A 25,556-nucleotide genomic window follows, 5' to 3' on the forward strand; every position below is an offset into this window, starting at 1 on the left:
GCTTGCAATTGCAAGCGTGAAGCGCACCACAGTTAGCACTACTTGGTCAGCGCGATGTACTTGGTGTCCAGATACTCGTCGATGCCTTCGATGCCACCCTCGCGGCCGAAGCCGGATTCCTTGACGCCACCGAACGGCGCGGCCGGGTCGGAGATCACGCCCCGGTTCACCCCGACCATGCCGGATTCGATCGCCTCGGCGACTCGCAGCGCGCGGTCCAGCGACTCGGTGTAGATGTAGGCCGCCAGCCCGTACTCGGTGTTGTTGGCAGCCGCGATGCCGTCTTCCTCGGTGTCGAAGCCGATGATCGGCGCGACGGGCCCGAACACCTCCTCGGTGAGGATTCGCGCGGTGGGCGGGATGTCGGTGAGGACGGTCGCCGGGTAGAAGTTCCCCGGGCCGCCGGGGGCCTCGCCACCGAGCGCGACCTTCGCCCCTTTGTCGACGGCATCGTTGACCAGTTCCTGAACCTTGTTCAGCTGCTTGGTGTTGATCAGCGGACCCAGCTTGCTCGACGGGTCCAGCCCGTTGCCCAGGGTGACCTCGCCCATCCGCTTGACGAACTTGTCGGTGAACTCCTCGATCACCGCATTCGCGACGTGGATGCGGTTGGCCGCGGTGCACGCCTCGCCGCCATTGCGCATCTTGGCCAGCATCGCGCCGTCGACCGCGGCATCGACGTCGGCGTCGTCGAAGACCACGAACGGCGCGTTGCCGCCCAGTTCCATCGAGGTGCGCAGCAGCTTGTCGGCCGACTGCGCGACCAACGCCTTGCCGACGCCGGTGGAGCCGGTGAACGTCAGCTTGCGCAGCCGGCCGTCGTCGATGAGTGCCTTGGTGACCTCACCGGGCCTGCTCGTGGGCAGCACGGACAGCACACCCTTGGGCAGACCCGCGTCGGCCATCAGCTTGGCCAGCAGCAGCATGGTCAGTGGGGTCTCCTGGGCCGGCTTGATGATCATGGTGCAGCCCGCCGCGAACGCAGGCCCGATCTTGCGGGTTCCCATGGCCAGCGGGAAGTTCCACGGCGTGATCGCGTAACACGGGCCGACGGGCTGCTTGGTGACGATGATCCGCCCTGTGCCGGCCGGCGACGGGGTGTAGCGGCCGCCGATGCGCACCGCCTCCTCGGCGAACCAGCGGAAGAACTCGGCGCCGTACTTGACCTCACCCATGCTCTCGGCGACGACCTTGCCCATCTCCAGAGTCATCAGCGCGGCCAGATCGTCGGCGCGGTCGATGATCGTCTCGAACACCGAACGCAGGATCTCGCCGCGATCCCGGGGTGGGGTGGCCGCCCACTGCGACTGCACCGCGCACGCCGCGTCGAGCGCGGCGACGGCGTCCTCGGCGCCGGCGTCGGCCACCGTCGCGATGACTTCGTCGTTCGACGGGTCGAAGACCTCGAAGGTGGACGACCCCGGCCGCTCTTCTCCACCGATCCACAGTCCGGTGGGGACCGAGGCCAACAGCCGTTCAATGTCTGGAGAACTCATACCCTCCATCATCTACTCCCTTGGACACTTCTCCGCACTAGGGTCGAAGGAATGACTGGAGACATTTCCGCTACGCCGCAATGGAACGCGCTGAGTCGCCACCACGACCAGATCGCCGGGAAACACCTCCGCGAGTTTTTCGACGAAGATCCCGCCCGCGGCCGCGAGCTCACCCTGACCGTCGGTGACCTGTACATCGACTACAGCAAGCACCGCGTCACCCGGGAGACGCTGTCGCTGCTGGTCGATCTCGCCCGCGCTGCCGACCTCGAGAAGCACCGCGACGCCATGCTGTCCGGCCAGCACATCAACACCTCCGAAGACCGTGCGGTGCTGCACACCGCGCTGCGCCTGCCGCGCGACGCCACGCTGGAGGTCGATGGTCAGAACGTGGTCGCCGACGTGCACGAGGTGCTCGACGCGATGGGCGATTTCACCGACCGGCTGCGCAGCGGCGAGTGGACCGGCGCCACCGGCGAGCGGATCAAGACCGTCGTCAATATCGGCATCGGCGGCTCGGATCTGGGCCCGGTGATGGTGTATCAGGCCTTGCGGCACTATGCCGACGCCGGCATCTCGGCACGGTTCGTCTCCAACGTCGACCCGGCCGATCTGGTCGCCAAGCTCGACGGACTCGACCCTGCCACAACGCTTTTCATCATCGCCTCCAAGACGTTCTCGACACTGGAGACACTGACCAATGCCACCGCCGCGCGCCGCTGGCTCACCGACGCCCTCGGTGACGCCGCGGTGTCGAAGCACTTCGTCGCGGTGTCGACGAACAAGAAGCTGGTGGACAGCTTCGGCATCAACACCGCCAACATGTTCGGCTTCTGGGACTGGGTGGGCGGCCGCTACTCGGTGGACTCCGCGATCGGGCTTTCGGTGATGGCGGTGATCGGCAAGGAGGCCTTCGCCGACTTCCTCTCCGGTTTCCACCTCGTCGACCGCCACTTCGCCACTGCCCCTTTGGAATCGAACGCGCCGGTGCTGCTCGGGCTGATCGGCCTGTGGTACTCCGATTTCTTCGGCGCCGAGACCCGTGCGGTACTGCCGTACTCCAACGATCTGTCCCGCTTCGCGGCGTATCTGCAGCAGCTGACGATGGAGTCCAACGGCAAATCGGTGAAGGCCGACGGCTCCCCGGTGACAACCCCGACCGGCGAGATCTTCTGGGGCGAACCGGGAACCAACGGCCAGCATGCGTTCTACCAGCTTCTGCACCAGGGCACCAGGTTGGTGCCCGCGGACTTCATCGGGTTCTCCCAGCCCATCGACGACCTGCCGACCGCCGACGGATCGGGCAGTATGCACGACCTGTTGATGAGCAACTTCTTCGCCCAGACCCAGGTGCTGGCGTTCGGCAAGACCGCCGAGGAGATCGCCGCCGAGGGCACCCCGGCCAATGTCGTTCCGCACAAGGTGATGCCGGGCAACCGGCCGAGCACGTCGATCCTGGCCGACCGGCTGACGCCGTCGGTGGTGGGCCAACTGATCGCCCTCTACGAGCATCAGGTGTTCACCGAAGGCGTGATCTGGGGTATCGACTCGTTCGACCAGTGGGGCGTCGAGCTGGGCAAGACCCAGGCGAAGGCGCTGCTCGGGGTGATCACCAGCGACGGCTCGCCGGCCAAGCAGACCGACAGTTCCACCGACGAGCTGGTGCGCCGGTACCGCGAGGAGCGCGGCCGGACCCGCTAGGCGAACAGCTTGGCGAACCGGGTCGGCACGACCTTCATCAGCGCCACCAGCGGAATCCACGGCCATCCGGGGACGATCGCCCGGCCGGCTTCCCGCTCGATGGCCGCCACGATCTGGCGTACGCCGGTGTCGGTGTCGACCATCAGCATGGTGGTCTTCGACTTCGCGGTCATCTCCGACTCGATGTAACCGGGTTCGATGACGGTGACTTTGATTGGGCCAGAGGCATATTCGGCCCGCAAGGACTCGCCGAGTGAGCTCAGCCCGGCCTTGCTCGCAGCGTAGGCGGCCTTCACGCCGGGAACCCCGCGGTTGCCCATCACGCTCGACATCAGCACCAGATGTCCCGAACCCGTCGCCGTGAACATCGCCAACGCCGCTTCGATCTGCACCAGCGCCGAGACCAGGTTGGTCTCGATGGTGGCCTTGTTGGCCCACAACTTGCCGGAGCCGAGCAGGGCGCCCTTGCCGATCCCGGCGTTGACGATGACCCGGTCGATGCCGCCGAGTTGGTCGGAGAGCTCGGCGAACACCGTCGGCACCCGGTCGTGGTCGTTGACGTCCAGGGCGGCGACGGCGACGGTGATGTTCGGGTGGCGCTGGCCCAGTTCGGCCTTGAGCTCGTCGAGGCGGTCCAGGCGGCGGGCGCACAATGCCAGATCGCGACCCTTGGCCGCGAATGCGCGGGCCATCCCGGCCCCGAGTCCGGAGCTCGCACCGGTGATGAGGATCTTCTGTCTGGCCACAGGGTCAGGTTATTTGAGCAGCTTCGACATCCGTCTATCGGCCAGCACCTTGCCTCCGGTCTGACACGTCGGACAGTACTGAAATGACTTGTCGACGAAGGACACCTCGCGCACGGTGTCACCGCACACCGGGCACGGTAAACCGGTGCGGGCATGCACCCGCAGTCCAGATCGCTTCTCCCCCTTGAGAGTTGCGGCCTGCTGCCCCACCGAACGCTGCACGGCGTCGGTCAGCACGGTGATCATCGCGTCGTGCAGGGCGGCGAGTTGCGCGGCGGTGAGCTTGTTGGCGGTCGCGAACGGCGACAGTTTGGCGACGTGCAGTATCTCGTCGCTGTAGGCGTTGCCGATCCCGGCGATCACCTTCTGGTCGGCGATCACCGTCTTGATCCGCCCGGTGTGCGGTTTGAGAATGTCCGCCAGCTGGTCGGGGCCGATCTCCAGCGCGTCGGGACCCAGCGTTGCGATGCCGGGCACCTTGGCCGGGTCGTCGACGATCCACACCGCCAGTCGCTTCTGGGTGCCGGCCTCGGTCAGGTCGAAACCGGGGGCCTCGCCGGGCGTTCCGAGGTGCACCCGCAGGCCGATGGGGCCCTTTCCCGGCTTGAGCGGCCCGGCCGCGAGCTTGTCGCTCCACTTCAGCCAGCCTGCCCTGGACAGATGGGTGATCAGCCAGAGCCCACCGGCTTGCATACCGAGGTACTTGCCCCAGCGGGCCGCACCGGTCACGGGTTGTCCGTGCAGCGCCGTCGGCGGTGGATCGAACGTCTTGAGCACCGACAGCGCCGCGATGTCGACGCGCCCGACCGTCCGGCCGACCGCGTGCCGGCGCAGATGGTCGGCGAGGGCCTCGACTTCGGGCAGTTCGGGCATACGTTCAGGTTAGCGGCGGTCGGCGTCACGCAACGGCAGCGAGAACAGCCATCCCACGATCGACAGCACGATCGCCGCCCAGATGGCGGTCCACCAGAACTGGTCGATCTGCAGTCCCCAGTGCGTGGTGTGGTCGGTGATCCAGGCCGTGATCCACAACATCAGCGCATTGATCACGATGTGGAAGAGCCCCAGAGTGAGGATGTACAGCGGTATCGACAAGATCTGGACGACGGGTTTGATGATCGCGTTCACCACGCCGAAGACGATCGCGACGACCAGAATGATGCCGGCCCGCTGCAGCGTGGTGTCACCACCCACGAAGCTGATACCGGGCACGATCAGCGTCACGACCCACAGCGCCAGCCCGGTCACCGCGGCGCGGAGGAGGAACTGTCCCATGCGGGAATCCTCCCAGAATGCGCCCGCCTAGGCCCGCAAGAGGTAGATGTCCATGATCCAGCCGTGTTGCGCGCGGGCAGCGGCGCGCAGCGCGGCGATGCGCTCGCCGACTTCGCCGACGGTGCCCGACACCAACATTTCGTCTCCGGTACCGAGGTAGGCGCCCCACCAGATCCGGGTCTGCGGTGGGCAGCCGAGAAATGCGCAGTCGCCGTCGAGCATCACCACCGCCGAGCCGGTCAGGCCGGTCTTGCGCAGCTGCCGCCCGGTGGTGATCAACACGGGTTCGCCCACGTCGTTGAGCGGGATCCGATGCCGCGCGGTCAGCGCCTGGATCGCGGTGATACCGGGGATGACGTCGTAGTGGAATTCGATGTGCCGGGCTACCTCGTCGAGGATCCGCAGGGTGCTGTCGTAGAGCGACGGGTCCCCCCACGCCAGGAAGGCACCGACGCCGTCGGGGCCGAGTTCGGTTTCGATGGCCCGGGCCCACAGCTCGGCGCGGGCGGAATGCCAGTCGGCGACAGCCCGGGTGTAGTCGCCCTCGGCCGCGCGTTTCGGGTCGGGCAGTTCGACGAAGCGGTAGCCCGGTTCGTCGATGAACCTGGCGCAGATCTCGCGCCGGAGGGCGACGAGGTCGCTCTTGGCCTCGCCCTTGTCCATCGCGAAGAACACGTCGGTGTGGTTGAGCGCGCGGATCGCCTGCGATGTCACGTAGTCGGGGTCGCCGGCTCCGATACCGATGACGTGGATGGTGCGCACCGGGGCAGCCTAACGAAAGCGCCGCAGCGCAAGCGGAACCAGCAGCACAACCGCAAAACATGCGCCGACCGCGCCCGAGATCAGTAAGGGCAGCCGGCCGTCGCCGCCCCACAGGAACCCGGCCCACAGCCCCGCGGCCAGCACCGCGAAACCGGTGGCGCCCTGAAACACTCCCTGCGCACCGGCCTGCTGGTCACCGCCGACGAGCGAGGAGATCCAGGCCTTACCGACGCCGTCGGTGCATGCGGTGAACATGCCGTACGACGCGATCAGCAGCCACGCCGCAATGGAATCGGTGGTCAACCCGAGCCCGATGTAGCCGACGGCGAAAAACACCAGCCCGAAGCCGAACACCGCCGACCGTGGCAACCGGTCGGCCAGTACACCCGCCGGGAAACTGCCCAACGCATACACCAGGTTGTAGCCGACATAGGCAAGGATTACCTGCACGACGCCGAAGCCGATCTCGTTGAGCCGCAACAGCAGTAACGCGTCGGGGAAGTTCACCACGCCGAAGCCGACCAGCAGCGCGGTCACCCGCCAGTACCTGCGTGGCAGTTCCCGTACCCCGGCGAACACCGGCCGCCGCGGGGCCCTGGGCTCCGCGCGCCGGGGCTCGCGGACCAGCACGACCAACAGCACGGACAGCGCCGCAGGAACGATCGCGATGTACAGCAACGGCGCAATGCGGTGATCCAGCAGCTCGTAGCCCGCCAGACCGAGCAGTGGCCCGACCACCGCACCCAAGGTGTCCATCGCACGATGGAAGCCGAACACCCTGCCGCGCAACGGTTTATCGATTCCTTCCACCAAGAGCGCATCGCGCGGCGCGCCCCGGATCCCCTTGCCGAGGCGGTCGACCACGCGGCCGGCGAGCACACCGGGCCAGGCGCCGGCGACGGCGATGATCACCTTGCCCAGTGCGGCCATCCCGTATCCCGTTGCGATCAAAGGCCGTTTGGCGAACCGGTCGCCGAGCGGTCCCACCGCGAGCTTGGTCATCGACGCCGCGCCCTCCGCGGCACCCTCGATGGCGCCCACGACCGACGGCGGCGCGCCCAGCACCACGGTCAGATAAATCGGAAGCAGCGGATAGAGCAGTTCACTCGCGGCGTCCTGCAGAAACGACACCGCCGAGAGCACCCGCACATTGCGGGTCAGCCACGCAGTCATTACGGCCGATTATGTACCACCGGCGCAGTAGTATTCGCCCGTGTCGACGTTCAACGGCCTGCCCGCTCACGTCCTGTTTGTTCATTTCATCGTGGCCCTCGCACCGCTGACCGCGGTCTTGGCCATTCTCTGCGCGGTGTGGCCCGCGGCCCGACAGCGTCTGGTGTGGCTGGTGCTCGCCTTGTCGTTGATCGTCACGGTCTTGACTCCGTTGACCACGGAGGCCGGGGAGTGGCTCGAAGACCAGGTCGGACGGTCGCCGATGGTGCACACCCACGCCGAGCTGGGCGACACGATGATCTTCTTCTCGCTGGCGCTATTGGTCGGGGCGGTGCTGTTGGCGGTCGTGCACGTGAGCGCCGCCCGCGGACGCTCGCTGTCAACGGTCTTCGCGGCCGTCATCACCGTGTTCGTGGTGGTGGTCGGTATCGCGACGATCGTTCAGGTCTACCGCATCGGCGACTCGGGAGCGCAAGCCACCTGGAGCCAAAAAGCCTGACCCGCAACCGCTTCAGCCGTGCAGGGTGACGCTGGGTGATTCCCCGAACTCGGCGCGGTAGACCTGGCTGAACCGCCCGGTATGGGCGAAGCCCCATCGGGTGGCGATAGCCGAGACGGTGTCGTGGGCCGGGTCCGCGGCCAGAAGATCCCGGTGCGCGCGGTCCAGGCGGACGCGGCGCAGATACGCCATCGGGGTGGTGTCGAGGTGCCGCCGGAACATGTACTGCACGGCTCTGGGTGTGACGTTGATGGCGGAGGCGATATCGGACATCGAGATGTCCCGTACGCAGTTGGCCTGGATGAAGTCGATCGCCTGGCGCACAAGCGGTGCCGAGACCTGCGGGTGCTCGACGTGTTTGGCGTCGGCGAAGGTGTTCGGGAAGACATGCAACAGCGTCGATGCGAGCAAGGAGACGGCACCGCCGACCACCAGCGTGGCGTCCTCCGGGCACAGGACACTGGTCAGAGTCGCGTCACATAGTCGACCGTCGTTTCCCACTGCGCCGCCGCCGCATCCGACCGAGGCCGGTTGGAGATGAAGCGGACCCCGGGTGCACCGTCGGTCGCGTGATCGCCGGTGATCCGCTGCAGTGCCTCCGGCGACAGTGCTGTCAATGACACCTCGGCGTCTTCGGTGTTCGCCGAGCATGGACGTCCGGGGCGCACCGCGAGCGCCACGTCACCCGCGGCGCATCGCTCGGCGCGGGCGGTGGCACCGATCTGGACCGTGCCCGCCTTCACCTCGGCGACGAGATAGCAGGGCCATTGGTCGGTCTGGAAGTGCAGAGCACCCGGGAACTCGGCCTCGGTGACGCTGACGTGGTCGATCTGCAGCCGGGCTATCCGAATCGGACGACCGGGATCGAGGCCGTCGACACGGCCGTGGGCGCCCCACGCGCTCGAGATGAACGCGGCGGCCGCGTCGGGGTCGGCCGTGGTACAGGTGGTGTGCTGCGGGGGCGCAACGATACGAGCGGTGATCGTTCTTCCTGACTTCACATGAACGCTTGAGCCACCAAGACGGGAACCGCAGTTCGCGTGGTGCACGCGTTGGATGACCATGAATGAGCGTGGGCTCAGCTCGTGGAGTCGACACTACTCCCGGCACGCGCGGAATCGATGACGTTGACTTCCCGGCCATCAGGATCTTGCACCGCGACAGGTAGAACACGTTCTACTATCGCCCCATGCGATTCACCTACGCCGAGGCGATGATCGATCCGTCTTTCTACATCCCGCTCGCCAAGGCCGTCGAGGCCGCCGGGTACGACGGGATGACGATTCCGGACAGCGTCGCCTATCCGTACGAGTCGGACTCCACCTATCCGTACACCCCCGACGGCAACCGGGAGTTCCTGGACGGCAAGCCGTTCATCGAGACGTTCTTGCTGACCGCGGCGCTGGGCGCGGTCACCGAACGGCTCAAGTTCAACTTCTTCGTGCTCAAACTGCCGATCCGCCCGCCCGCCCTGGTGGCCAAGCAGGCCGGCTCGTTGGCCGCGCTGATCGGAAACCGCGTCGGACTCGGAGTCGGGACCAGCCCGTGGCCGGAGGACTACGAACTGATGGGGGTGCCGTTCGCCAGGCGGGGCAAGCGGATGGACGAGTGCATCGAGATCATTCGCGGCCTCACCAGCGGTGACTACTTCGAATTCCACGGCGAGTTCTACGACATCCCCAAGACGAAGATGACCCCGGCACCGTCTGAACCGCTACCCATCCTGATCGGCGGGCATGCCGACGCGGCGCTGCGCCGGGCGGCCCGCAACGACGGCTGGATGCACGGTGGCGGCACCGATGATCTCGACGACCTGCTGGTCAAGCTCAACCGGTACCGGGAGGAAGAAGGCACGACCGACCGGCCTTTCGAAATCCACGTGATCTCCCTCGACGCGTTCACCGTCGATGGCGTCAAACGCTTGGAGGACAAGGGAATCACCGACGTGATGGTCGGGTTCCGGCTGCCCTACATCAAGGGACCCGATCTCGAGCCGCTGGACGACAAGATCCGCAATCTCGAGATGTTCGCCGAGCGCGTGATCGCAAAAGTCAACGGCTAGAGAGCATCCCAGTTCGGCGCCCGCTTCTCGCGGTGCGCCATCGCAGCCTCGCGCGGGTTGTTGGTGAACCCGGTCAGGATTTGCGTCCGGTTCTCGATCTCCTTGGCGTGCCGCAGACTTGGCGCGTCGAGGGCCGCGTTCAGACCGGTCTTGGTCTGCCAGACGCCGAAGGCGTTGTTGGCGGCGATGGTGCGGGCCATCGCCAGAGCCGCGCCTACGAGCGCCTCCTCGGCGACCACCTCGTGCGCCAGCCCGATCCGGTAGGCCTCATCGGCATCGATGATCCGTCCGGTGAGCATCATCTCCCGGGCCGCACCCGCGCCGACGATCTTCGGCAGCAGGTAACTGGTGCCCATGTCCAGCGACGAAAACCCGGCCTTGATGAACACCGAACCGAACCGCGCGGTCTGCGACGCGATCCGGATGTCGCAGTGCAGCGCATAGGCCAATCCCCCACCCACGGCCACTCCGTTGACCGCCGCGACCACGGGGATGGGCAGCTCGTAGAGCCGGGTCAGCTGATCGGCCAACCGCACCTGGGCGTCGTAGGTCGTCTTGAATTCGGCGGCGGCCGGCTCGGTCCACGGCTTCCCGGTACCGCTGAGGTCGGCGCCCGCGCAGAATCCCCGGCCCGCCCCGGTCAGGATCGCAACCCGGTACTTCCACGAACTCAGCTGGTCCAGGGCGTCGTCCACCCCGTCCATCAGTTCACCGTCGATCGCGTTCAGCAGATTCGGCCGGTTCAACGTGACCTGAGCAATTCCGTCTTCGAGCTCTTCGAATTCCACCGCAGCCATGTGCTGCACGTTAGCGGTGGCGCAGGAGCGGGTACAGGGCGCCCATGGCGACTGTTGACGTATCCGTGCCTTCCGACGTGACGCCGCAGCAGGCCTGGAAGCTGGCCTCGGACCTGAACCGCTTCGACCAGTGGATGACGATCTTCGCGGGCTGGCGCGGGTCGGTCCCGGAACAGATCGGCGAGGGCACCGAAGTCTCGTCATTGATCAAGGTCAAGGGGTTCCGCAACACCATCCACTGGCGGGTGACCAAGTACGACGAGCCGCGCACGATCGAGCTGCGTGGCACCGGCTGGCCTGCCGTGCGGATCTGCATCACCATGAACGTGGCCGAAATCGATCAGCGAACCTGCTTTCACCTGATCGCCGACATCTCCGGCGGGGTGCTCAACGGAGCGGTCGGGCGTCTGGTGGCGCGCGTGCTGGAGTCTGATGTGCGCAAATCGGTGTCGAATCTGGCCGCGCTGGCCTGACGGCGTGCCGCTCGGCGCAGATGCCGGTGCATTCGGCGACAAACGACTGATAGGTGACGGCTGCGTCACATGATCGCGCTACCGTGCTTACACCCAATGACGGGAGGAAGCCGGGATGGGCGGGTATCGCCAGTTGTTCGACGCCAGCGTGGCTGATGCGGGAGAGTTCTGGGCGCGGGCCGCGGACGCGGTCGCGTGGACTCGTGCGCCGCAGCGCATTCTCGATGACAGCAACCCGCCGTTCTACCGGTGGTTCCCCGACGCCGAGCTGAACACGTGCGCCAATGCCCTCGACCGGCATATCGAGGAACGCGGCGACCAGGCCGCACTGATCTACGATTCGCCTGTCACCGGCAACCAGCGGGTCTACACCTACCGCGAATTGCTCGATGAGACAGCACGCTTCGCCGGTGCACTGCGCAACCTCGGGGTCGGCAAGGGCGACCGCGTGGTGCTGTACATGCCGATGATCCCCGAAGCGGTGATCGCGATGCTGGCCTGCGCTCGTCTGGGTGCGGTGCACTCGGTGGTGTTCGGCGGGTTCGCCGCGCACGAGCTGGCCACCCGCATCGACGACGCGCAGCCGACCGTCGTCGTCTCGGCGTCGTGCGGCATCGAACCGACCCGGGTGGTGGAGTACAAGCCGATGCTCGACCACGCGCTGGAGTTGGCGTCGCACAAGCCTGACGCCTGCGTGATCGTGCAGCGGGACAAGCACGCCTGCGATCTGGTCGGCGGCCGCGACGTCGACTGGTCCGATGCGATGGCGGCGGCTGCCCCCGCCGATCCCGTGCCGGTGGCGGCCACCGATCCGCTGTACGTGCTCTACACGTCCGGCACCACAGGCAAGCCCAAGGGCATCGTCCGCGACAACGGCGGCCATGCCGTCGCGCTGCTGTGGAGCATGCGGCACATCTACGACATCGACCCCGGCGACGTGTTCTGGGCGGCCTCCGACGTCGGGTGGGTGGTGGGCCACTCCTACATCGTGTACGGGCCGCTGCTGGCCGGCGCCACCACGGTGCTCTACGAGGGAAAGCCCATCGGCACACCGGATCCCGGCGCGTTCTGGCGAGTGGTGTCCGAGCACGGGGTGAAAGCGTTGTTCACCGCACCGACCGCGATCCGCGCGATCCGCAAGGAGGATCCGCAGGCCTCGCATGCCGATCGCTACGACCTGTCGTGCCTGAAATATCTGTTCCAGGCCGGTGAGCGGCTGGACCCGGACACCTACGCCTGGGCATCGGCGAAACTCGGTGTGCCCGTGGTCGATCACTGGTGGCAGACCGAGACGGGCTGGGCGATCGCCGCCAATCCCATGGGAGTGGAACACCTTCCACTCAAGGCGGGTTCACCCACGGTACCGATGCCGGGCTACGACGTTCAGATCCTGCGGATGGACGGCAGCCGGTGTGAGCCGAACGAAGAGGGCGCCATCTGCATCAGTCTGCCGCTCCCGCCGGGAACGCTGCCGACACTGTGGGGTGACGACGCGCGGTACGAGGCGTCGTATCTGTGCGAGCACCCGGGTTACTACCTGACCGGCGACGGTGGGTACCTCGACGAGGACGGCTACCTGTTCGTGATGGGCCGCATCGACGACGTGATAAACGTTGCGGGACACCGGCTTTCGACCGGATCTATCGAAGCGGTGCTGGCCGGGCATCCCGCGGTGGCCGAATGCGCGGTGATCGGGGTGGCCGACGAGATCAAGGGTCAGGTGCCGCGCGGCTTCGTGGTGCTGAAGGCGGGCGCGTCGGCCGAGGGGCTGGCCGATGAGCTGGTGGCCGCGGTCCGCGAGGAGATCGGTGCGGTGGCGTGCTTCCGGTTGGTCGATGTGGTTCCGGCACTGCCGAAGACGCGCTCGGGCAAGATCCTGCGCAAGACGATGCGGGGTATCGCGCACGGCAAGGACGAGCCAGTGCCGTCGACCATCGAAGACCCGGCCGTGCTGGACACCTTGCGCCCGATCCTGCAGGGGTAGGGCGGCGGTGACCGTCACCATCGACGAGATTCACGTCGGCGATCCCGCCTCCGCGTGGCGCGATGCCGGGTTCACCGTGGATACGGATTCGGTTGCCCGAATCGGTGACGTGCGGGTGCGCCTGGGTGGGCGGGGATCCGGCATCGTCGAATGGTCTTTACGCGGGCTGCCGGCGGACGGTCACATCGACGGGATCCCGACGACGTCGTCGGTGACCGATACCCCCGAGCCGGCGGTGCACCCCAACGGCGTGACCGAGATCGATCACGTCGTGCTGTTGTCTCCCAACCTTTCCCGGACCGTCTCGTCACTGTCCGCCATCGGGCTCAAACCACGCCGAGAGCGCGACGCCGAACTCGGCGGTCAGCCGATGCGGCAGATCTTCTTCCGGCTGGGGCCGGTGATCCTCGAGGTCGTCGGCTCCCCCGGTGCGACCGGCGGCGGACCATCCTCGTTGTGGGGCATCACATACGTCGTCACAGACATCGACGCGACGGCGGCGTTCTTCGGAGATCACGCGCTGCGGGTGAAAGATGCCGTGCAGCCGGGGCGTCGGATCACCACCGTGAAGCATCGCGATCTGGGCATGTCGGTGCGCACGGCGATGATCTCGCCGCCTATTCTCGGCGCATGAGCTCGGAGGTCAGCGAGACGGTTGTCATCCACACCGACGGGGGCTGCCGGCCCAATCCCGGCCCCGGTGGCTGGGGGGCGGTGCTGCGCATGCGCGAACACGTCCGCGAGATGTGCGGCGGCGAGGCCGGTGCGACGAGCAACAACCGGATGGAGCTGACCGCGCCGATCATGGCGCTGGAGGCCCTGACCCGACCGGTGTCGGTGCACCTCTATACCGACAGCACGTATGTCCGCAACGGCATCACGAAGTGGGTTCTCGGCTGGGAGCGCAACGGCTGGATGACGTCGGCGAAGCAGCCGGTGAAGAACGTCGACCTCTGGCAGCGCCTGCAGCTCGCCTGTTCGCAGCACCGAGTCGAATGGTTCTGGGTGAAGGGCCATTCGGGCGTCGCCGACAACGAGCTGGCGGACCAGTTGGCGACGCGGGGATTGGAAGAGGCGGTCGCTGCGGCGGCGCTCGCGGCGGCGGCGCTCGCGATCTAGTTATCCACACATTCGGCTTCATCCACAGATGAGGTTTGAACCCTCGTTTCTTGTCGGCGCGCCGGAGTAGTCTTTCGAACATGAGTTCGATCGATGTGGTATTGGAGGCGCTCGACGATGCAGTCGAGGCCTTGGCCGCGGTCGATCTCGAGATGCTCGATCCACCGGAGCGGTTTGCGGTGCTGGAGCGGTTGGAGACTGCGCGTCGGCGTCAGGTGGCGGTGTCGCATAGGCTCGTCGCCCGGCTGGAGCGGTTCGAAGGCTGCCCGCCGGTCCCCATCACACTGGCCGATGTGCTGCGGATCAGCACCCGGGAAGCCAAGCGTCGCATCCGCGACGCCGAGCAGTTGGCGCCGCGGCGAGCGTTGACCGGCGAGCCGCTGCCGCCCGTACTGCCCGAGACATCGGCGGCATGGCATGCCGGACTGCTGGATGGCGAGCATCTGCGGGTGATTCAGAAGTTCTTCCGCGATCTGCCCGAGCATGTCCCGCCGGATCAGGTGGACAAGGCCGAACAGACACTGGCGCAGAAGGCTACGGCGTTGCGGCCCGATCAGCTGGAGAACGTCGCCCACCGCTTGGCGCTGCACCTCAATCCCGACGGAACGTTCTCGGATGAGGACCGTGCCCGCAAGCGCGGCTTTGTCTGGTGCGGCGGTCAAGGTGTGGACGGGATGAGCGTCGGCCGGCTGATCGCCGACCCTGAGCTGCGATCCGAGCTCGACGCCTGGCTGGCTAAATTCGCCGCCCCCGGAATGTGCAATCCCGCAGACGACAACCCCACGATCGCACCGTCTGACGAGGTCGTCCAGCGGGACTCACGCAGCTACGCCCAGCGCCAACACGATGCACTCAAAGCCCTGGTCCGCGGGCAGCTCGGCGACCCGAAGCTCGGGCAGCACAACGGGTTACCGGTAACCGTGATCGCGACGGCCACCCTGCAAGACCTTCAAGACAAGACCGGGCACACAGTCACCGCCGGCGGAACGCTGCTTCCGATCCCCGACCTCATCCGGATGGCCAGCCACGCCTACCACTACCTCGCCCTGTTCGACGGCGTCGATGGCCGCGCGCTGTGGCTGGGCCGCACCAAACGCATCGCCACCGCAGACCAGCGAATCATCCTGCACGCCAAGCACCGTGGCTGCAGCAGACCCGGCTGCGACGCCCCCGGCTACCACAGCGGAGTGCACCACGCCGCCAAGGACTGGGCCAAAGGCGGCCTGACCGACATCGATGACCTCACCCTGGCCTGCCCACCAGACAACCAACTCGTCGAAACCGGCGGCTGGACCACCCGCCAACTCCCCGACGGCACCACCGAATGGATACCGCCGCCGGGGTTACCCATGCTGCGCGGCGGCACCAACGACTACCACCACCCGGAACGACTGCTGGGGAACGACCGGCCACCCGACGGCGCGGACGACGACGCGGCCTGACCCGGCACCGCCGCGCTCCTCATCTTCGGACCGCACTCGTGATGATGAGCGCCGTGGCGAAGGCGCCCGACAACTGTTCGCAGTGGCCACGTCATGATCCGTCCCGCTGCGCTCGCAACCACGCTTCTTCCTCACCCGGTGCGGGCAGCACCCGACCACCTTCGATCGCAAAGTGAGCCGGGCTGTTCTGAATGACTACCAGCACCCGTTGAGCAGGGATGCCAGTGACCCGTGTTGCCGCGGAAGCGATTTCGGCGACCAATTGGCTGGTCTGGGCCTCGGGATGCCCGGTGCGGACCCAGCCGTTGATCAGCAGTGGCTTCGCAGGCTCACCGTCGGTGTACACCTCGTCGGCGGCAAGTTCATGGAAGACCACGTTGACGTACGTGCCGGGCACGTGATTGATCATCGAATGGATTCTGGTCAGTTCCCCGGCCAGGTTGGCCCGGGTTTGCGCGTCAAGCGTCGATTGCACTGTCGTGCACGTGTAGACCGGCATCGTTCAGCCCAGGAACGGCAGGTGCGATTGAGTGGGAACCACCAGGACGGTGGGCCCGTCGGCAGCCAGTGCTTCGTTGAATTCGCGCACGAGATCCTCGGTGCCGTCAACGGTAGCGGTTCGACATCCGAAACCGGTTGCCAGCGAGGCGATATCAAGACCGGGCAAATCCATACCGGGCACGTTGGGCGTCTTCTCGAGGAGCGCGAAGGACTTCAAGACGCAGTACTCGCCATTGCGTTGCACCACGAACACGATGGGTAGCTTGTGTTGTGCGGCGGTCCAGATGGCCTGTATCGAGTATTGGAACGAGCCGTCGCCGATCGAGGCGACGACCGTCCGCTTCACCCCCCGCGCCCGGTCCCCGAGCGCGATGCCCACCGCCGCAGGCACTCCCCAGCCGATGCCGCCACTACCTGTCGCGAAGAAGCTTCCCGTTCGCCGGGTCGGCCACCAGGTGATGAGATCCGCGAGCGTGGACGTGGATTCCATCACGACCGCCGCGTCATCCGGCTTGACCGAGCTGAGCACCGCATAGACGTCGTTGGGCGTCAGTGGCGCCGAAGCCACCGGTAGGTCACCGCTGAGGTTTCTGGTCAACCCGGGGGGTGCTGTCCGATCACTCGGCACCTCGACGAGATCCAGGAGCTCTTCCAGGACCGTGCCCATGTCGCCGATCAGACTGTCGCCCACCGGGGCGATGGCCGCAAGATGGGGGTCGGCGGTGATGTGCAGCACTTCGGTCCCCGCCGGCAGGTATTCGCCTGCGACGTAAGGGTAGTACCGGAACACCTGCGCCCCGATCACGATGACCAGGTCGTGGCCGGTGAGGGCCTCGTTGACGCCGGCGATCGTCAGCGGCAGCGGCCCACCGTACAGCGGGTGGTCCTCGGGGAACGAGCACCTGTCGGACAGCCCACTACCCCGGACCGACGCACGCAGCTTCTCGGCGAAGGCGACCCCAGCGTCCCACGCGCCGGCACGGTCGACTTCGGGTCCGAGCACCAACAGGGGACGCTCCGCCTGGCTGATCCGAGTGGCGAATTCGCGCAGGCGCGCGGCGTCCGGTTGCACGCGCTGGCTGACCGTCCGCACCACCGCCGGGCCCAGCGCCGGCTTGTTCCAGTCATCGAGCGGGATCGACAAGAACACCGGACCTGCCGGCGGCTGCATCGCGACCGCATAGGCACGCATGAAGGCCGCCGGTACGTCTTCTGCGCGCGAGGGCTCGTAGGCCCACTTCACCCAGGGTTGCGGCAACACAGTCGCGTCGGGGTTGTTCAGGTACGGGTCGACAACGGACATCTCGCGGGTCTGCTGACCCGCAGTGACGATCAGCGGTGTGTTGGCGCGGTATGCGGCAACCAGGCTGCCCATGGCGTTACCGGTGCCCGCCGCCGTGTGCAGATTCACCAGGGCCGGCTTTCCGGTCGACTGCGCGAAACCGTCGGCCATTGCCAACACCGACGCTTCTTGCAAGCCCAACACGTAGGTGAAATCGTCCGGGAAGTCCTGCAGGAAGGTTTGTTCGGTAGAGCCGGGATTGCCGAACACGGTTGTCAGTCCGAGTTTTCGGAGCAGATCGTAGGTGACCTCGTGGACGGTCTTGGCGCTGGTCATTGTTCAAGCCCTTCGTCGATTACATACACAGAAATTCGATGTGGAGATCTGGAGAGCACACGTGCGACACATCACCCACCGGCGGTTCTCAAAGCCTCTGCGGCAGTCGTCCGCCGATGTGGTCCAGCAGTGTGCGTCGGGCGGCCCGTCCTTCCGGCACGGGCAGCAGCGGGTAGACGTGTATCGCCCCGGGCTGTTCGTGGTAAGTGAGCCCGCCCCCGCCGATGGTGTCGCGCAGTCGACGGCAGTCGGCGAGGAAGATGTCGCGGTCGCCGACGTAGAGATCGATCGGCGGAAGATTGTGCAGCACACCGAAGATGGGGCTGACCCGGTTGTCGTCCGTCGCCAGCTTCGCGGCCCATACCTTGCCACATTCGCGCAGACCGGGAACCGCCAGCCAGGGGTCGCGGATGGCGATCGGGGCGATGGCGGGATTCGTCAGTTCGATGTCCAGCCAGGGGCTGATCAGGGTCAGTCCGACGGGTGGGGCGGCCGCGTCGCTGATCATCGTCTGCGTCGCCGCCAGCGCAAGCCCCGCGCCCGAGGAGTCGCCGACCATGTAGAACGGCCCGTGCCGGGCGGCGCGCCCAGTCACCGCTCGGAGGAAGTCAATCGCCTCGCCGGCGCAGTGCTGGGGCGCGAGACCGTACAGCGGCACGTGCACAGGGCAGCCCGTGGTATCCGCGATCGCGCAGATGATCTTCCAATGCGCCGGTTGGATCTGGTTGACGTAGGCACCGCCGTGGACATAGACCACCGACGGTCCGTCCCCGCCAGCGGTGCCACAGTTGGTGGATTGCACGGTGTAGCAGTCGAACCCGCCCACGATCTCGTGGCTGACACGATAGCGGGTGGACCTCCCGAGGTGCGCGGGAGGTTGGCCGCGGCCCTTCGGTTTCGCCAGGTAGGCGCGGGCAGCTTGAGTTGTCGCGTAGGTGCGGGGCCGGCGGACCAGACGCCCGTAGGCGGCAAAGGCGTGCATCTGCCAGGACATGGCTCACCTGACCACAGCGATTTTGAACACCGCGCGAGTGATCGTTCCGAAGGCGTTGCGGCCGCCGATGAACAGCCGCTTGGTGTCGTAGCCGGCAACGTCTTTCATGTTCTGGCCGCCGAAGCTGGCCGCGGCGCCGTCGGGGAGGACGACGTCGACGCCGAGCAGAGCGTGGCGTACGGCGAGGCGTTCTGCGCCGCCGGCGTTGGCGATCAGTTCGCCGACCGTGCGCTCGGCGCCGGCCGCCGGGATCGCCGGGCATGTAACGCCGTATTGGTCAAGCTGTTTCACCAGATCGCCGAGGGTGACTGCGCCACCGACTACCAGATTCAGGTTGCCGGTGTTGACCTCGACCGAGGTGTCGTTACCGTCGCTTTGCCCAGCCGACAATGGTGTGCGTTCCAGCGCTGCGCGCACGGCGGCTTCGAACGCCGGAAGTGCGGGTTCTTGCGGCGACACGTCCGGGAGCATGATGCCGGGGTTGAAGCGGTGTGCGGGATCGAAGTGCTGCTTGAGGATGCGCTGGGCGGCGATTTCGACCGGCGTGAAGCGTTTGGTCATGAACTGGATCTTCTCGGTGCCGACCCCGTGCTCACCGGTGATGGTGCCGCCGAGTTGTAGTGCTGCATCGATGATTTCGTTATTGGCGGCTTGCAGAGCCACGGCGGCGGCGGGGTTGTCCTTGTCGTAGAACGTGGTCGGATGCAGGTCACCGTCGCCGGCATGTCCGGTGACGGCGATGAACAGCAGTGCGTCGGAGTGTCGTGCGGCGGCGTCCTGGATGGCCTGCTGCATCTCCGGGATGTGCTGGCGGGGAACGGTGACGTCGCCGATGAAGAAGCCTTTGCCGCTGCTCACCACGGCATCCGGGGCGTGCAGGCGTCCGTACCACAGCTTGGCACGGGCGTCGTCGTCATCGGCGCGGCGCACCTCGACAGCGCGTTGCCGCAGTACCCCTTCCACGACGCGGGTGTCCCGGTCGACCTCGTCGGCGGTGCCGTCGACGTCGATCAGCACGATGGCGTCAACGTCGGTGGGATAGCCGGTGTCGGTGTACTGCTGCAGCCCGTTGATACCGGCGCGGTCGAGCCATTCGACCGCGGCGGGGACGGTGCCGGTCTGAATGATCGCGGCGATGGTTTCGGCCCCGTCCTGGGCGGTGGCGAAGCTGCCCATCAGGCTGTGGGTGACCGGCGGGATCGGCCGCAGCGCGACCGTGGCCTCGGTCAAGATCGCGAGTGTCCCTTCGGAGCCGATGAGAATGCCCAGCAGATCGGGGCCGTCGTCGTCGGCGCTGAAGCGGACGACTGAACCGTCGGCGAGCACCGCCTCGACGGACAGTACGTGGTTGTACGTGACGCCGTATTTGAGAGCGTGTGGGCCGCCGGCATTTTCGATGATGTTGCCCCCGATGGTGGCCAGATGTGCCGATACCGGGTCGGGTGAGAACACCAATCCGTGGGGAGCCAACTGCTCTTGCAGGTCGGAGTTGATGACGCCGGGCTGGACCCGAGCGGTGCGGGCGGCCGGATCGATGTTCAGGATCTGGTTCATCCCGGTCAGATCGAGCACTGCCCGGTCCGGGCCCGCCATGACTCCGGCGCTGCAGTTCGATGCGCCACCGCGGATGACCAGCGAGACATTGTGTTCGGCTGCGACTTTGACGATTTCGATGACTTCGTCGCGGCTGCGCGGATGCAACACCAGGCCGGGCCGCTGGCCGAAACCCCAGTAGTCGAAGGTGTTTGCGGCCAGGGTGGTGGCATCCGCGGCCACCGCCTGGCGTCTGTCGAGTACATCGGTGAAGGCCGAGACGACGGTGCTATCCATGGTGGGTGCTCCTAGTTTTCGAATCCGGTGGGGACAGGGATGGTGTATCGGGCTGCGCAGCGGTGAATACCGGCGATCGGGCGCGGTCGGCGGGTTCGATCACCGCACGGTTCGCGGCCCCAGACGATGGTGAGATCAGCCAAAGACGTCATGACACGAATGGTCATCAACCGGCGCGCACTTCACCACGAACTGCAGCCCAGACTTCGCACCGCGAAATCTGTGCCCGCGCACAACGGCGCGCAACGCTCTACGATCCGTTCATGGTGGAGCAGCGACCACTGACAGTTTTGGTCAATCGGGTCCGCCAACAGTCTGATGCGATTGTCACCAGGACCCTCGCCAGGCTTCGCAGCGAGGTTCCCGACTATCTGCACAGCAGCGGTGATGACGACGACACCGTCCGCGTCAACACCGTCAACTATCTCGATGAGATGCTCGAGTGGATTGACCGCGGCGTTGAACCGGTCGACATCAATTTCGACTCGGCCATCCGTCGGCGAGCAGGCAGGGGGCTGACCCTATCTAGTTTGCTGCATGCCTATCGGCTGGGGGCGGCGACCATCTGGGACGAGCTCGCGGATCTGGCTGCCGCGGGTGAAATCGACAAGGCGGCATTGATCAAGGCGACACCGACGATCTTCGCCTGGATGAACGTCAATTCGCTTCGCGCACAAGCAGTTTTCCATGAACTTGAGATCCGCGACGCACGGCGCAACGAGCAGGTGCGGGCCGCCCTGCTGGACACCGTGCTCTTCAACGAATCGAGCACCGGAGCGCCCTTCTGGGACGCCGTCGCCACCCTGGGCCTGCCCCGCTCGGGTGAGCTGACCGTGATCGCAGCCGCGCCCACCGCGCCCGTCATCGAGCAATCGCCACACGACATCGAGGCATTGATCTCGGCGCATCCCGCGGTCCAAGGTTCGTGGTTTCGTCTCGCCTCCCACTCGCAACTGGGAATCGTCGCGCTACGCCCGAACCGCACCGAGGTGCTGGACGGCGTCGCCGAGAACATCTGCGCCGACGTGCCGATCCTTATCGGCCTCAGCGGACCTTTCACCACGATCGCGGACTGCTCCAAAGCCCGCGCTCAGGCACAGGTCGCCATGTCAGCCTGCGGCGACGCACGACCAACTGCTCGCTACAACCGCGACGTACTGCCCGTCTTGCTCGCCAGCTCACCCGACGCCGCGGAGGCGGTCGTGACTGCGACCCTGGGACCGATACTCCAGCTACCATCCGAACGAGCCCGGCCCCTGATCGAGACCGTCCATCGCTGGCTACGACTGGGCCAGTCGGTGTCAGCTACCGCAGAAGCCATGCATTGTCATCGCAACACCGTGAACTATCGGCTGCGCCGATTCGCCGAACTCACCGGACGACCTTTGACCGACACCATCTGGTTGGCCCAAGTCGCCCTGGCACTCGAGGCGTTGGGCGCGCGGTCCTGAGCTCGACGCGCAACTGAGCGGAGGCGCCAGGGAGCCAAAGGGCGGCTTAACTCGGCGACTCGAGCTCCACGTCGCCCGGCGCCTTGTCCGGACGCAGGCCACGCCAGCTCGGGTGCCGCAGTCGGCCGTCGGACGTCCACTCACCGAAGCGCACCTCGCCGACCAGTTCGGGCCGCACATACGTCACGCCTTTGGCGTCCAATCTGGGAAGTGCTGTGGCGAAGGGTGATTCGTCGGTGTGCAGTGGAGCCAGGATCTTCTTGAGCCGGGTCAGCTCCTTGTCGGTGAACCCGGTGCCCACCCGGCCGATGAACCGCAATCCACCGTCGTCGGGGATGCCCAGCAGCAGCGCACCGATGCCGCTGGAGCGACCGCCGTTGCCCTCGCGCCACCCGCCGATCACGGCCTCCTGCGTGTTCCAGTTCTTGTCCTTGATCCACGCCGCCGACCGGCGGCCCGGCTGATACGTCGAATCCCACTTCTTGGCGACAACACCCTCCCACTTTTTCTTGCGGGAGAACTCCAGCGCCTGCGGACCATCCCCGTCGAGCAACGGGGGAACGATGAGATCGGTTCCCTCGGCGAAGGTTTCGAGTACCTTGCGGCGGTCGCGGTACTTGGCCTTCAGCAGTGAACGCCCGTCGAGCCGCAGAATGTCGAACGCCCAGAATTCGATCCGGGTGGCCCGCACCCGGTTCTGCATCTCACCGAAGTTCGGTACCCCGTCGGCGTCGAGCGCCACCACCTCGCCGTCGAGGATCACCTCGTGATCGGCGAGATTGTCTGCCAGTGAGCGTAATTGGGGATAGTCAGCGGTCAGGTCACGCCCGCTACGCGACTGCGCCCGGAGCTGCCCGTCGGAGATCTCGACCAGCAACCGATACCCGTCGAACTTGCCCTCGAACGCGTACTGCGCCGCGGTCAGCTTCTCTACCGACCCGAGCGTGGCCAGCATCGGCGAGTAGTCCTGCAACCGGGGAGCCGGCTGCTCCTTCATCCGGTGCGCCAACCATTGGTCGCCCTTGGTCTGAATCAGGGCATACCGTCCCGAAATCCGTTGGCCGCGAAGGTCGACGATCACCTCGCCGCCCTTCTCGGCGCCGGAGTCCCGGAACTTCTCGGCCTCATACGTCCCGGAATCCCAGATGATCACCTTGCCGCCGCCGTACTCCCCTTTCGGGATGTCACCGGAGAATGTCCCGTACTCCAGCGGGTGATCCTCAGTGTGTACGGCGAGATGATTGACGGCCGGGGTGTCCGGCAGATTCTTCGGCACCGCCCACGACACCAGCACGCCGTCGTGTTCCAGCCGGAAGTCGTAGTGCAGCCGCCGCGCATGGTGTTCCTGGATGACGAACGTGTTGTTCTGACCGACCGCCGGCGTCGCCTTGGGCACCGGCTCGGGTGTCTTGCTCGCATCACGCATGCTGCGGTACGTGGTGAGCCTGTCGTACTTGGGCATGTCGTCGTCCAGCCCGGCCAGCAGGTCACCCTGCTCGGCGACCCGCGCCAGCACTTCGTGATATTCGAGGTGCCGCAGCGCGGGATCGCCGATCTCCTCCCACGTCCGCGGGGCAGCCACCGTCGGCGTCTCGCGGCCACGAAGCGAATACGGCGCGATCGTCGTCTTGGAACCGTTGTTCTGACTCCAGTCCAGAAAGATCTTGCCGGCCCGAAGACTCTTGGTCATCGTCGCGGTGACCAGCTTGGGCATGCTCTTCTCCAGCTGTTCGGCCACCCGGCGGGCCACCACCACCGCGCCACTGCTGCTGACCGGATCGGCCAGCGGTGCATACAGATGCAGCCCCTTGCTACCGCTGGTGAGCGGGTAGACCGTCAACCCGATGTCGTCCATCAGCTCGCGCACCGCGTTGGCCACCTCGCACAGCTGCGGCATGGTCACGCCTTCGCCCGGGTCGAGGTCGAACACCAAACGCGTTGCCGGGCCTATCTTTCCGTCCGCGGTGAACCGCCATTGCGGCACATGGACTTCCAGCGAGGCCTGCTGCGCAATCCACGCCAACCCGGTCGGGGTCTCGATGATCGGGTAGGTCGTGCTGCCCGACCGGTGGTCCACCGTCGCGCGCTCGAGCCACCCCGGTGCCGAACTCGCCAGCTGCTTTTCGAAGAACGCAGGTTCGTCGACGCCGTTGGGCCAGCGTTTTCGGGTGACGGCCCGCCCGGCGATGTGCGGCAGCATCACGTCGGCGATGGTCGTGTAGTAGGAGAACACGTCGGCCTTGGTGGTGCCGGTGGCCGGGTAGAGCACCTTGTCGGCGTTGGTGAGCACCACTCGCGGTCCTCGCGTCGCCCCCGGCGGCCACACGTCATTCACCATCCCACGGTATTACCCGCTGTTACCGTGGACTAGTGATCAAAATGCTGGCGGCCGCCGTTCTGGTGCTGCCCGCGGTGATTGGCGTTCCGCAGGCGGCCGCCGATCCAGAGGATCACGTGCCGTACTGCTCGGGTGATCAGACCCCGATGAACAACAACTGCCAGTACGCGCCCGAGCAGGGCTACATGAGCGGCGCGCCGGGCGCCAACCCGGATACCCCGCTCGGGCTCACACCGCTGGACGAACCCGCCATCTAGCCGCGGCAACTCCGATCGGCCCTGCATACTGGACAGATGCGTTCCATCTGGAAAGGCTCGATCGCATTCGGTCTGGTGAACGTCCCTGTCAAGGTGTACAGCGCCACCGAGGACCACGATCTGAAGTTCCATCAGGTGCACGCCAAGGACAACGGCCGCATCCGCTACAAGCGCGTCTGCGAAGTGTGCGGCGAGGTCGTCGAATACCGGGACATCGCCAAGGCCTTCGAATCCGACGACGGCCAGACCGTGGTGATCACCGACGAGGACATCGCCACACTGCCCGAGGAACGCAGCCACGAGATCGAAGTGGTGGAGTTCGTGCCCGCCAGTGAGATCGACCCGCTGATGTACGACCGCAGTTATTTCCTGGAGCCCGACGGTAAATCGTCGAAGTCCTATGTGCTGCTGGCCAAAACGCTGGCCGACACCGACCGGGTCGCCATTGTGCATTTCGCGCTGCGCAGCAAGACCCGGTTGGCGGCGCTGCGGGTCAAGGACTTCTCCAAGCGCGACGTGATGGTCATCCACACGCTGCTGTGGCCCGACGAGATCCGCGACCCCGACTTCCCGGTGCTCGACAAGGAGGTCGAGATCAAACCGGCCGAACTGAAGATGGCCGGCCAGGTCGTCGAGTCGATGGCCGACGACTTCCGCCCCGACGAGTTCCGCGACACCTATCAGGAGCAGCTTCGGGAACTCGTCGCCGCCAAGCTCGAGGGTGGCGAGGCGTTCACCACCGAAGACCAGCCCGCCGAACTCGACGAGACCGAGGACGTCTCCGATCTGCTGGCCAAGCTGGAGGCAAGCGTCAAACGCCGCCGCGGTGAAGCCGGCGACGACGACGGCGAGGCCAAGAAGGCTCCTGCGAAAAAAGCCGCCGCGACGAAAGCCCCCGCCAAGAAGACCGCCGCGAAGAAGGCACCTGCGAAGAAGGCCGCCAAGAAGTCCTGACGCCCTCAGGATGTGAATTTTTCGCCGATTCCTCGAACTCGGCACCAAAGTAGAACGTGTTTCAGTTACGTTCCGAAAGGAGCG

The 25,556-nt window shown here is 66.2% G+C and carries 25 protein-coding genes; 11 read left to right on the forward strand and 14 right to left on the reverse strand.

Annotated elements, in window-relative coordinates; translation table 11 throughout:
* Window positions 1-38: 38 nt before the first annotated feature.
* Window positions 39-1,496 (reverse strand): NAD-dependent succinate-semialdehyde dehydrogenase, encoded by a 1,458-nt coding sequence (locus BST42_RS09935; RefSeq protein WP_083118833.1) that lies wholly within the window; start codon window positions 1,494-1,496, stop codon window positions 39-41.
* A 51-nt stretch (window positions 1,497-1,547) separates the two neighbouring features.
* Between BST42_RS09935 and pgi the strand changes: the two genes are divergently transcribed.
* Window positions 1,548-3,197 (forward strand): glucose-6-phosphate isomerase, encoded by a 1,650-nt coding sequence (gene pgi / locus BST42_RS09940; RefSeq protein WP_083118433.1) that lies wholly within the window; start codon window positions 1,548-1,550, stop codon window positions 3,195-3,197.
* Here the strand turns inward: pgi and BST42_RS09945 are convergent.
* Genes BST42_RS09945 through BST42_RS09965 form a run of 5 tightly spaced genes read right to left on the reverse strand, consistent with a single transcriptional unit; the run spans window position 3,194 to window position 7,153 of the window.
* A complete protein-coding gene (locus BST42_RS09945; protein WP_083118434.1) occupies window positions 3,194-3,943 on the reverse strand; it encodes an SDR family oxidoreductase in 750 nt (249 codons plus the stop codon). The two genes, pgi and BST42_RS09945, sit on opposite strands and share 4 nt — an antisense overlap.
* A 9-nt stretch (window positions 3,944-3,952) precedes the next feature.
* On the reverse strand, window positions 3,953-4,816 hold the full coding sequence (locus tag BST42_RS09950; protein WP_083118435.1) for an Fpg/Nei family DNA glycosylase: 864 nt from the start codon (window positions 4,814-4,816) through the stop codon (window positions 3,953-3,955).
* A 9-nt stretch (window positions 4,817-4,825) separates the two neighbouring features.
* Window positions 4,826-5,218 carry a phage holin family protein gene (locus tag BST42_RS09955; RefSeq protein ID WP_083118436.1) on the reverse strand — a complete coding sequence of 131 codons (393 nt, stop codon included), beginning with the start codon at window positions 5,216-5,218 and terminating at the stop codon, window positions 4,826-4,828.
* 27 nt (window positions 5,219-5,245) lie between these two features.
* Window positions 5,246-5,980, reverse strand: a complete 735-nt coding sequence (gene cobF / locus BST42_RS09960; protein WP_083118437.1) for a precorrin-6A synthase (deacetylating) — start codon at window positions 5,978-5,980, stop codon at window positions 5,246-5,248.
* 9 nt (window positions 5,981-5,989) lie between these two features.
* The gene (locus BST42_RS09965) at window positions 5,990-7,153 is read right to left on the reverse strand and encodes an MFS transporter (RefSeq protein WP_083118438.1); all 1,164 of its coding nucleotides are present in this window, start codon (window positions 7,151-7,153) and stop codon (window positions 5,990-5,992) included.
* Window positions 7,154-7,193: 40 nt separating this feature from the next.
* On the opposite strand from BST42_RS09965, the gene BST42_RS09970 reads away from it, so the two are divergent.
* Window positions 7,194-7,652, forward strand: a complete 459-nt coding sequence (locus BST42_RS09970; protein ID WP_083118439.1) for a DUF2231 domain-containing protein — start codon at window positions 7,194-7,196, stop codon at window positions 7,650-7,652.
* A 12-nt stretch (window positions 7,653-7,664) separates the two neighbouring features.
* On the opposite strand, the gene BST42_RS29005 is transcribed toward BST42_RS09970, so the two are convergent.
* Window positions 7,665-8,153, reverse strand: coding sequence for a helix-turn-helix transcriptional regulator (locus BST42_RS29005; RefSeq protein WP_237159349.1), 489 nt, complete (start codon window positions 8,151-8,153; stop codon window positions 7,665-7,667).
* The gene (locus tag BST42_RS30075) at window positions 8,117-8,653 is read right to left on the reverse strand and encodes a hypothetical protein (protein WP_083118440.1); all 537 of its coding nucleotides are present in this window, start codon (window positions 8,651-8,653) and stop codon (window positions 8,117-8,119) included. Before BST42_RS30075 ends, BST42_RS29005 begins: the two co-directional genes overlap by 37 nt.
* Before the next feature lie 188 nt (window positions 8,654-8,841).
* On the opposite strand from BST42_RS30075, the gene BST42_RS09985 reads away from it, so the two are divergent.
* Complete coding sequence (locus BST42_RS09985) at window positions 8,842-9,714, forward strand: LLM class flavin-dependent oxidoreductase (RefSeq protein ID WP_083118441.1); 873 nt, start codon at window positions 8,842-8,844, stop codon at window positions 9,712-9,714.
* Here BST42_RS09985 and BST42_RS09990 read toward each other — a convergent pair.
* A complete protein-coding gene (locus BST42_RS09990; RefSeq protein ID WP_207569481.1) occupies window positions 9,711-10,502 on the reverse strand; it encodes an enoyl-CoA hydratase/isomerase family protein in 792 nt (263 codons plus the stop codon). The genes BST42_RS09985 and BST42_RS09990 overlap by 4 nt on opposite strands.
* Window positions 10,503-10,555: 53 nt before the next feature.
* On the opposite strand from BST42_RS09990, the gene BST42_RS09995 reads away from it, so the two are divergent.
* The 5 genes from BST42_RS09995 to BST42_RS10015 all read left to right on the forward strand — a co-directional run bounded on the left by BST42_RS09995 (window position 10,556) and on the right by BST42_RS10015 (window position 15,529).
* Window positions 10,556-10,984 carry a type II toxin-antitoxin system Rv0910 family toxin gene (locus BST42_RS09995; RefSeq protein WP_083118443.1) on the forward strand — a complete coding sequence of 143 codons (429 nt, stop codon included), beginning with the start codon at window positions 10,556-10,558 and terminating at the stop codon, window positions 10,982-10,984.
* 115 nt (window positions 10,985-11,099) lie between these two features.
* Window positions 11,100-12,968 carry a propionyl-CoA synthetase gene (locus BST42_RS10000; RefSeq protein WP_083118444.1) on the forward strand — a complete coding sequence of 623 codons (1,869 nt, stop codon included), beginning with the start codon at window positions 11,100-11,102 and terminating at the stop codon, window positions 12,966-12,968.
* A gap of 7 nt (window positions 12,969-12,975) precedes the next feature.
* Complete coding sequence (locus tag BST42_RS10005) at window positions 12,976-13,602, forward strand: VOC family protein (RefSeq protein ID WP_083118445.1); 627 nt, start codon at window positions 12,976-12,978, stop codon at window positions 13,600-13,602.
* Complete coding sequence (gene rnhA / locus BST42_RS10010) at window positions 13,599-14,087, forward strand: ribonuclease HI (RefSeq protein ID WP_083118446.1); 489 nt, start codon at window positions 13,599-13,601, stop codon at window positions 14,085-14,087. The genes BST42_RS10005 and rnhA overlap by 4 nt, the downstream gene beginning before the upstream one ends.
* Before the next feature lie 80 nt (window positions 14,088-14,167).
* On the forward strand, window positions 14,168-15,529 hold the full coding sequence (locus BST42_RS10015; RefSeq protein ID WP_083118447.1) for an HNH endonuclease signature motif containing protein: 1,362 nt from the start codon (window positions 14,168-14,170) through the stop codon (window positions 15,527-15,529).
* Between the two features lie 91 nt (window positions 15,530-15,620).
* Here the strand turns inward: BST42_RS10015 and BST42_RS10020 are convergent, their stop codons facing one another.
* The 4 genes from BST42_RS10020 to BST42_RS10035 form a co-directional block, all read right to left on the reverse strand.
* Complete coding sequence (locus BST42_RS10020; RefSeq protein WP_083118448.1) at window positions 15,621-16,028, reverse strand: tautomerase family protein; 408 nt, start codon at window positions 16,026-16,028, stop codon at window positions 15,621-15,623.
* Window positions 16,029-16,031: 3 nt separating this feature from the next.
* Window positions 16,032-17,648: a benzoylformate decarboxylase gene (gene mdlC, locus BST42_RS10025; protein WP_083118449.1), complete on the reverse strand. Its 1,617-nt coding sequence runs from the start codon at window positions 17,646-17,648 to the stop codon at window positions 16,032-16,034.
* 88 nt (window positions 17,649-17,736) lie between these two features.
* On the reverse strand, window positions 17,737-18,642 hold the full coding sequence (locus BST42_RS10030; RefSeq protein WP_083118450.1) for an alpha/beta hydrolase: 906 nt from the start codon (window positions 18,640-18,642) through the stop codon (window positions 17,737-17,739).
* 3 nt (window positions 18,643-18,645) lie between these two features.
* Window positions 18,646-20,472: an FAD-binding oxidoreductase gene (locus tag BST42_RS10035; protein WP_083118451.1), complete on the reverse strand. Its 1,827-nt coding sequence runs from the start codon at window positions 20,470-20,472 to the stop codon at window positions 18,646-18,648.
* Between the two features lie 263 nt (window positions 20,473-20,735).
* Between BST42_RS10035 and BST42_RS10040 the strand changes: the two genes are divergently transcribed.
* Entirely contained in the window at window positions 20,736-21,923 is a 1,188-nt protein-coding gene (locus tag BST42_RS10040) for a PucR family transcriptional regulator (RefSeq protein ID WP_083118452.1), read from the forward strand.
* 46 nt (window positions 21,924-21,969) lie between these two features.
* On the opposite strand, the gene BST42_RS10045 is transcribed toward BST42_RS10040, so the two are convergent.
* A complete protein-coding gene (locus BST42_RS10045) occupies window positions 21,970-24,258 on the reverse strand; it encodes an ATP-dependent DNA ligase (protein WP_435406021.1) in 2,289 nt (762 codons plus the stop codon).
* Between the two features lie 44 nt (window positions 24,259-24,302).
* Here BST42_RS10045 and BST42_RS10050 point away from each other — a divergent pair, with 44 nt between their 5' ends.
* Entirely contained in the window at window positions 24,303-24,518 is a 216-nt protein-coding gene (locus tag BST42_RS10050; protein WP_083118836.1) for a hypothetical protein, read from the forward strand.
* 36 nt (window positions 24,519-24,554) lie between these two features.
* A complete protein-coding gene (gene ku / locus BST42_RS10055) occupies window positions 24,555-25,472 on the forward strand; it encodes a non-homologous end joining protein Ku (protein ID WP_083118454.1) in 918 nt (305 codons plus the stop codon).
* Window positions 25,473-25,556: the final 84 nt, after the last annotated feature.

Origin of the sequence: Mycolicibacterium rhodesiae, from assembly GCF_002086695.1 — a bacterium.
Lineage (GTDB): Bacteria > Actinomycetota > Actinomycetes > Mycobacteriales > Mycobacteriaceae > Mycobacterium > Mycobacterium rhodesiae.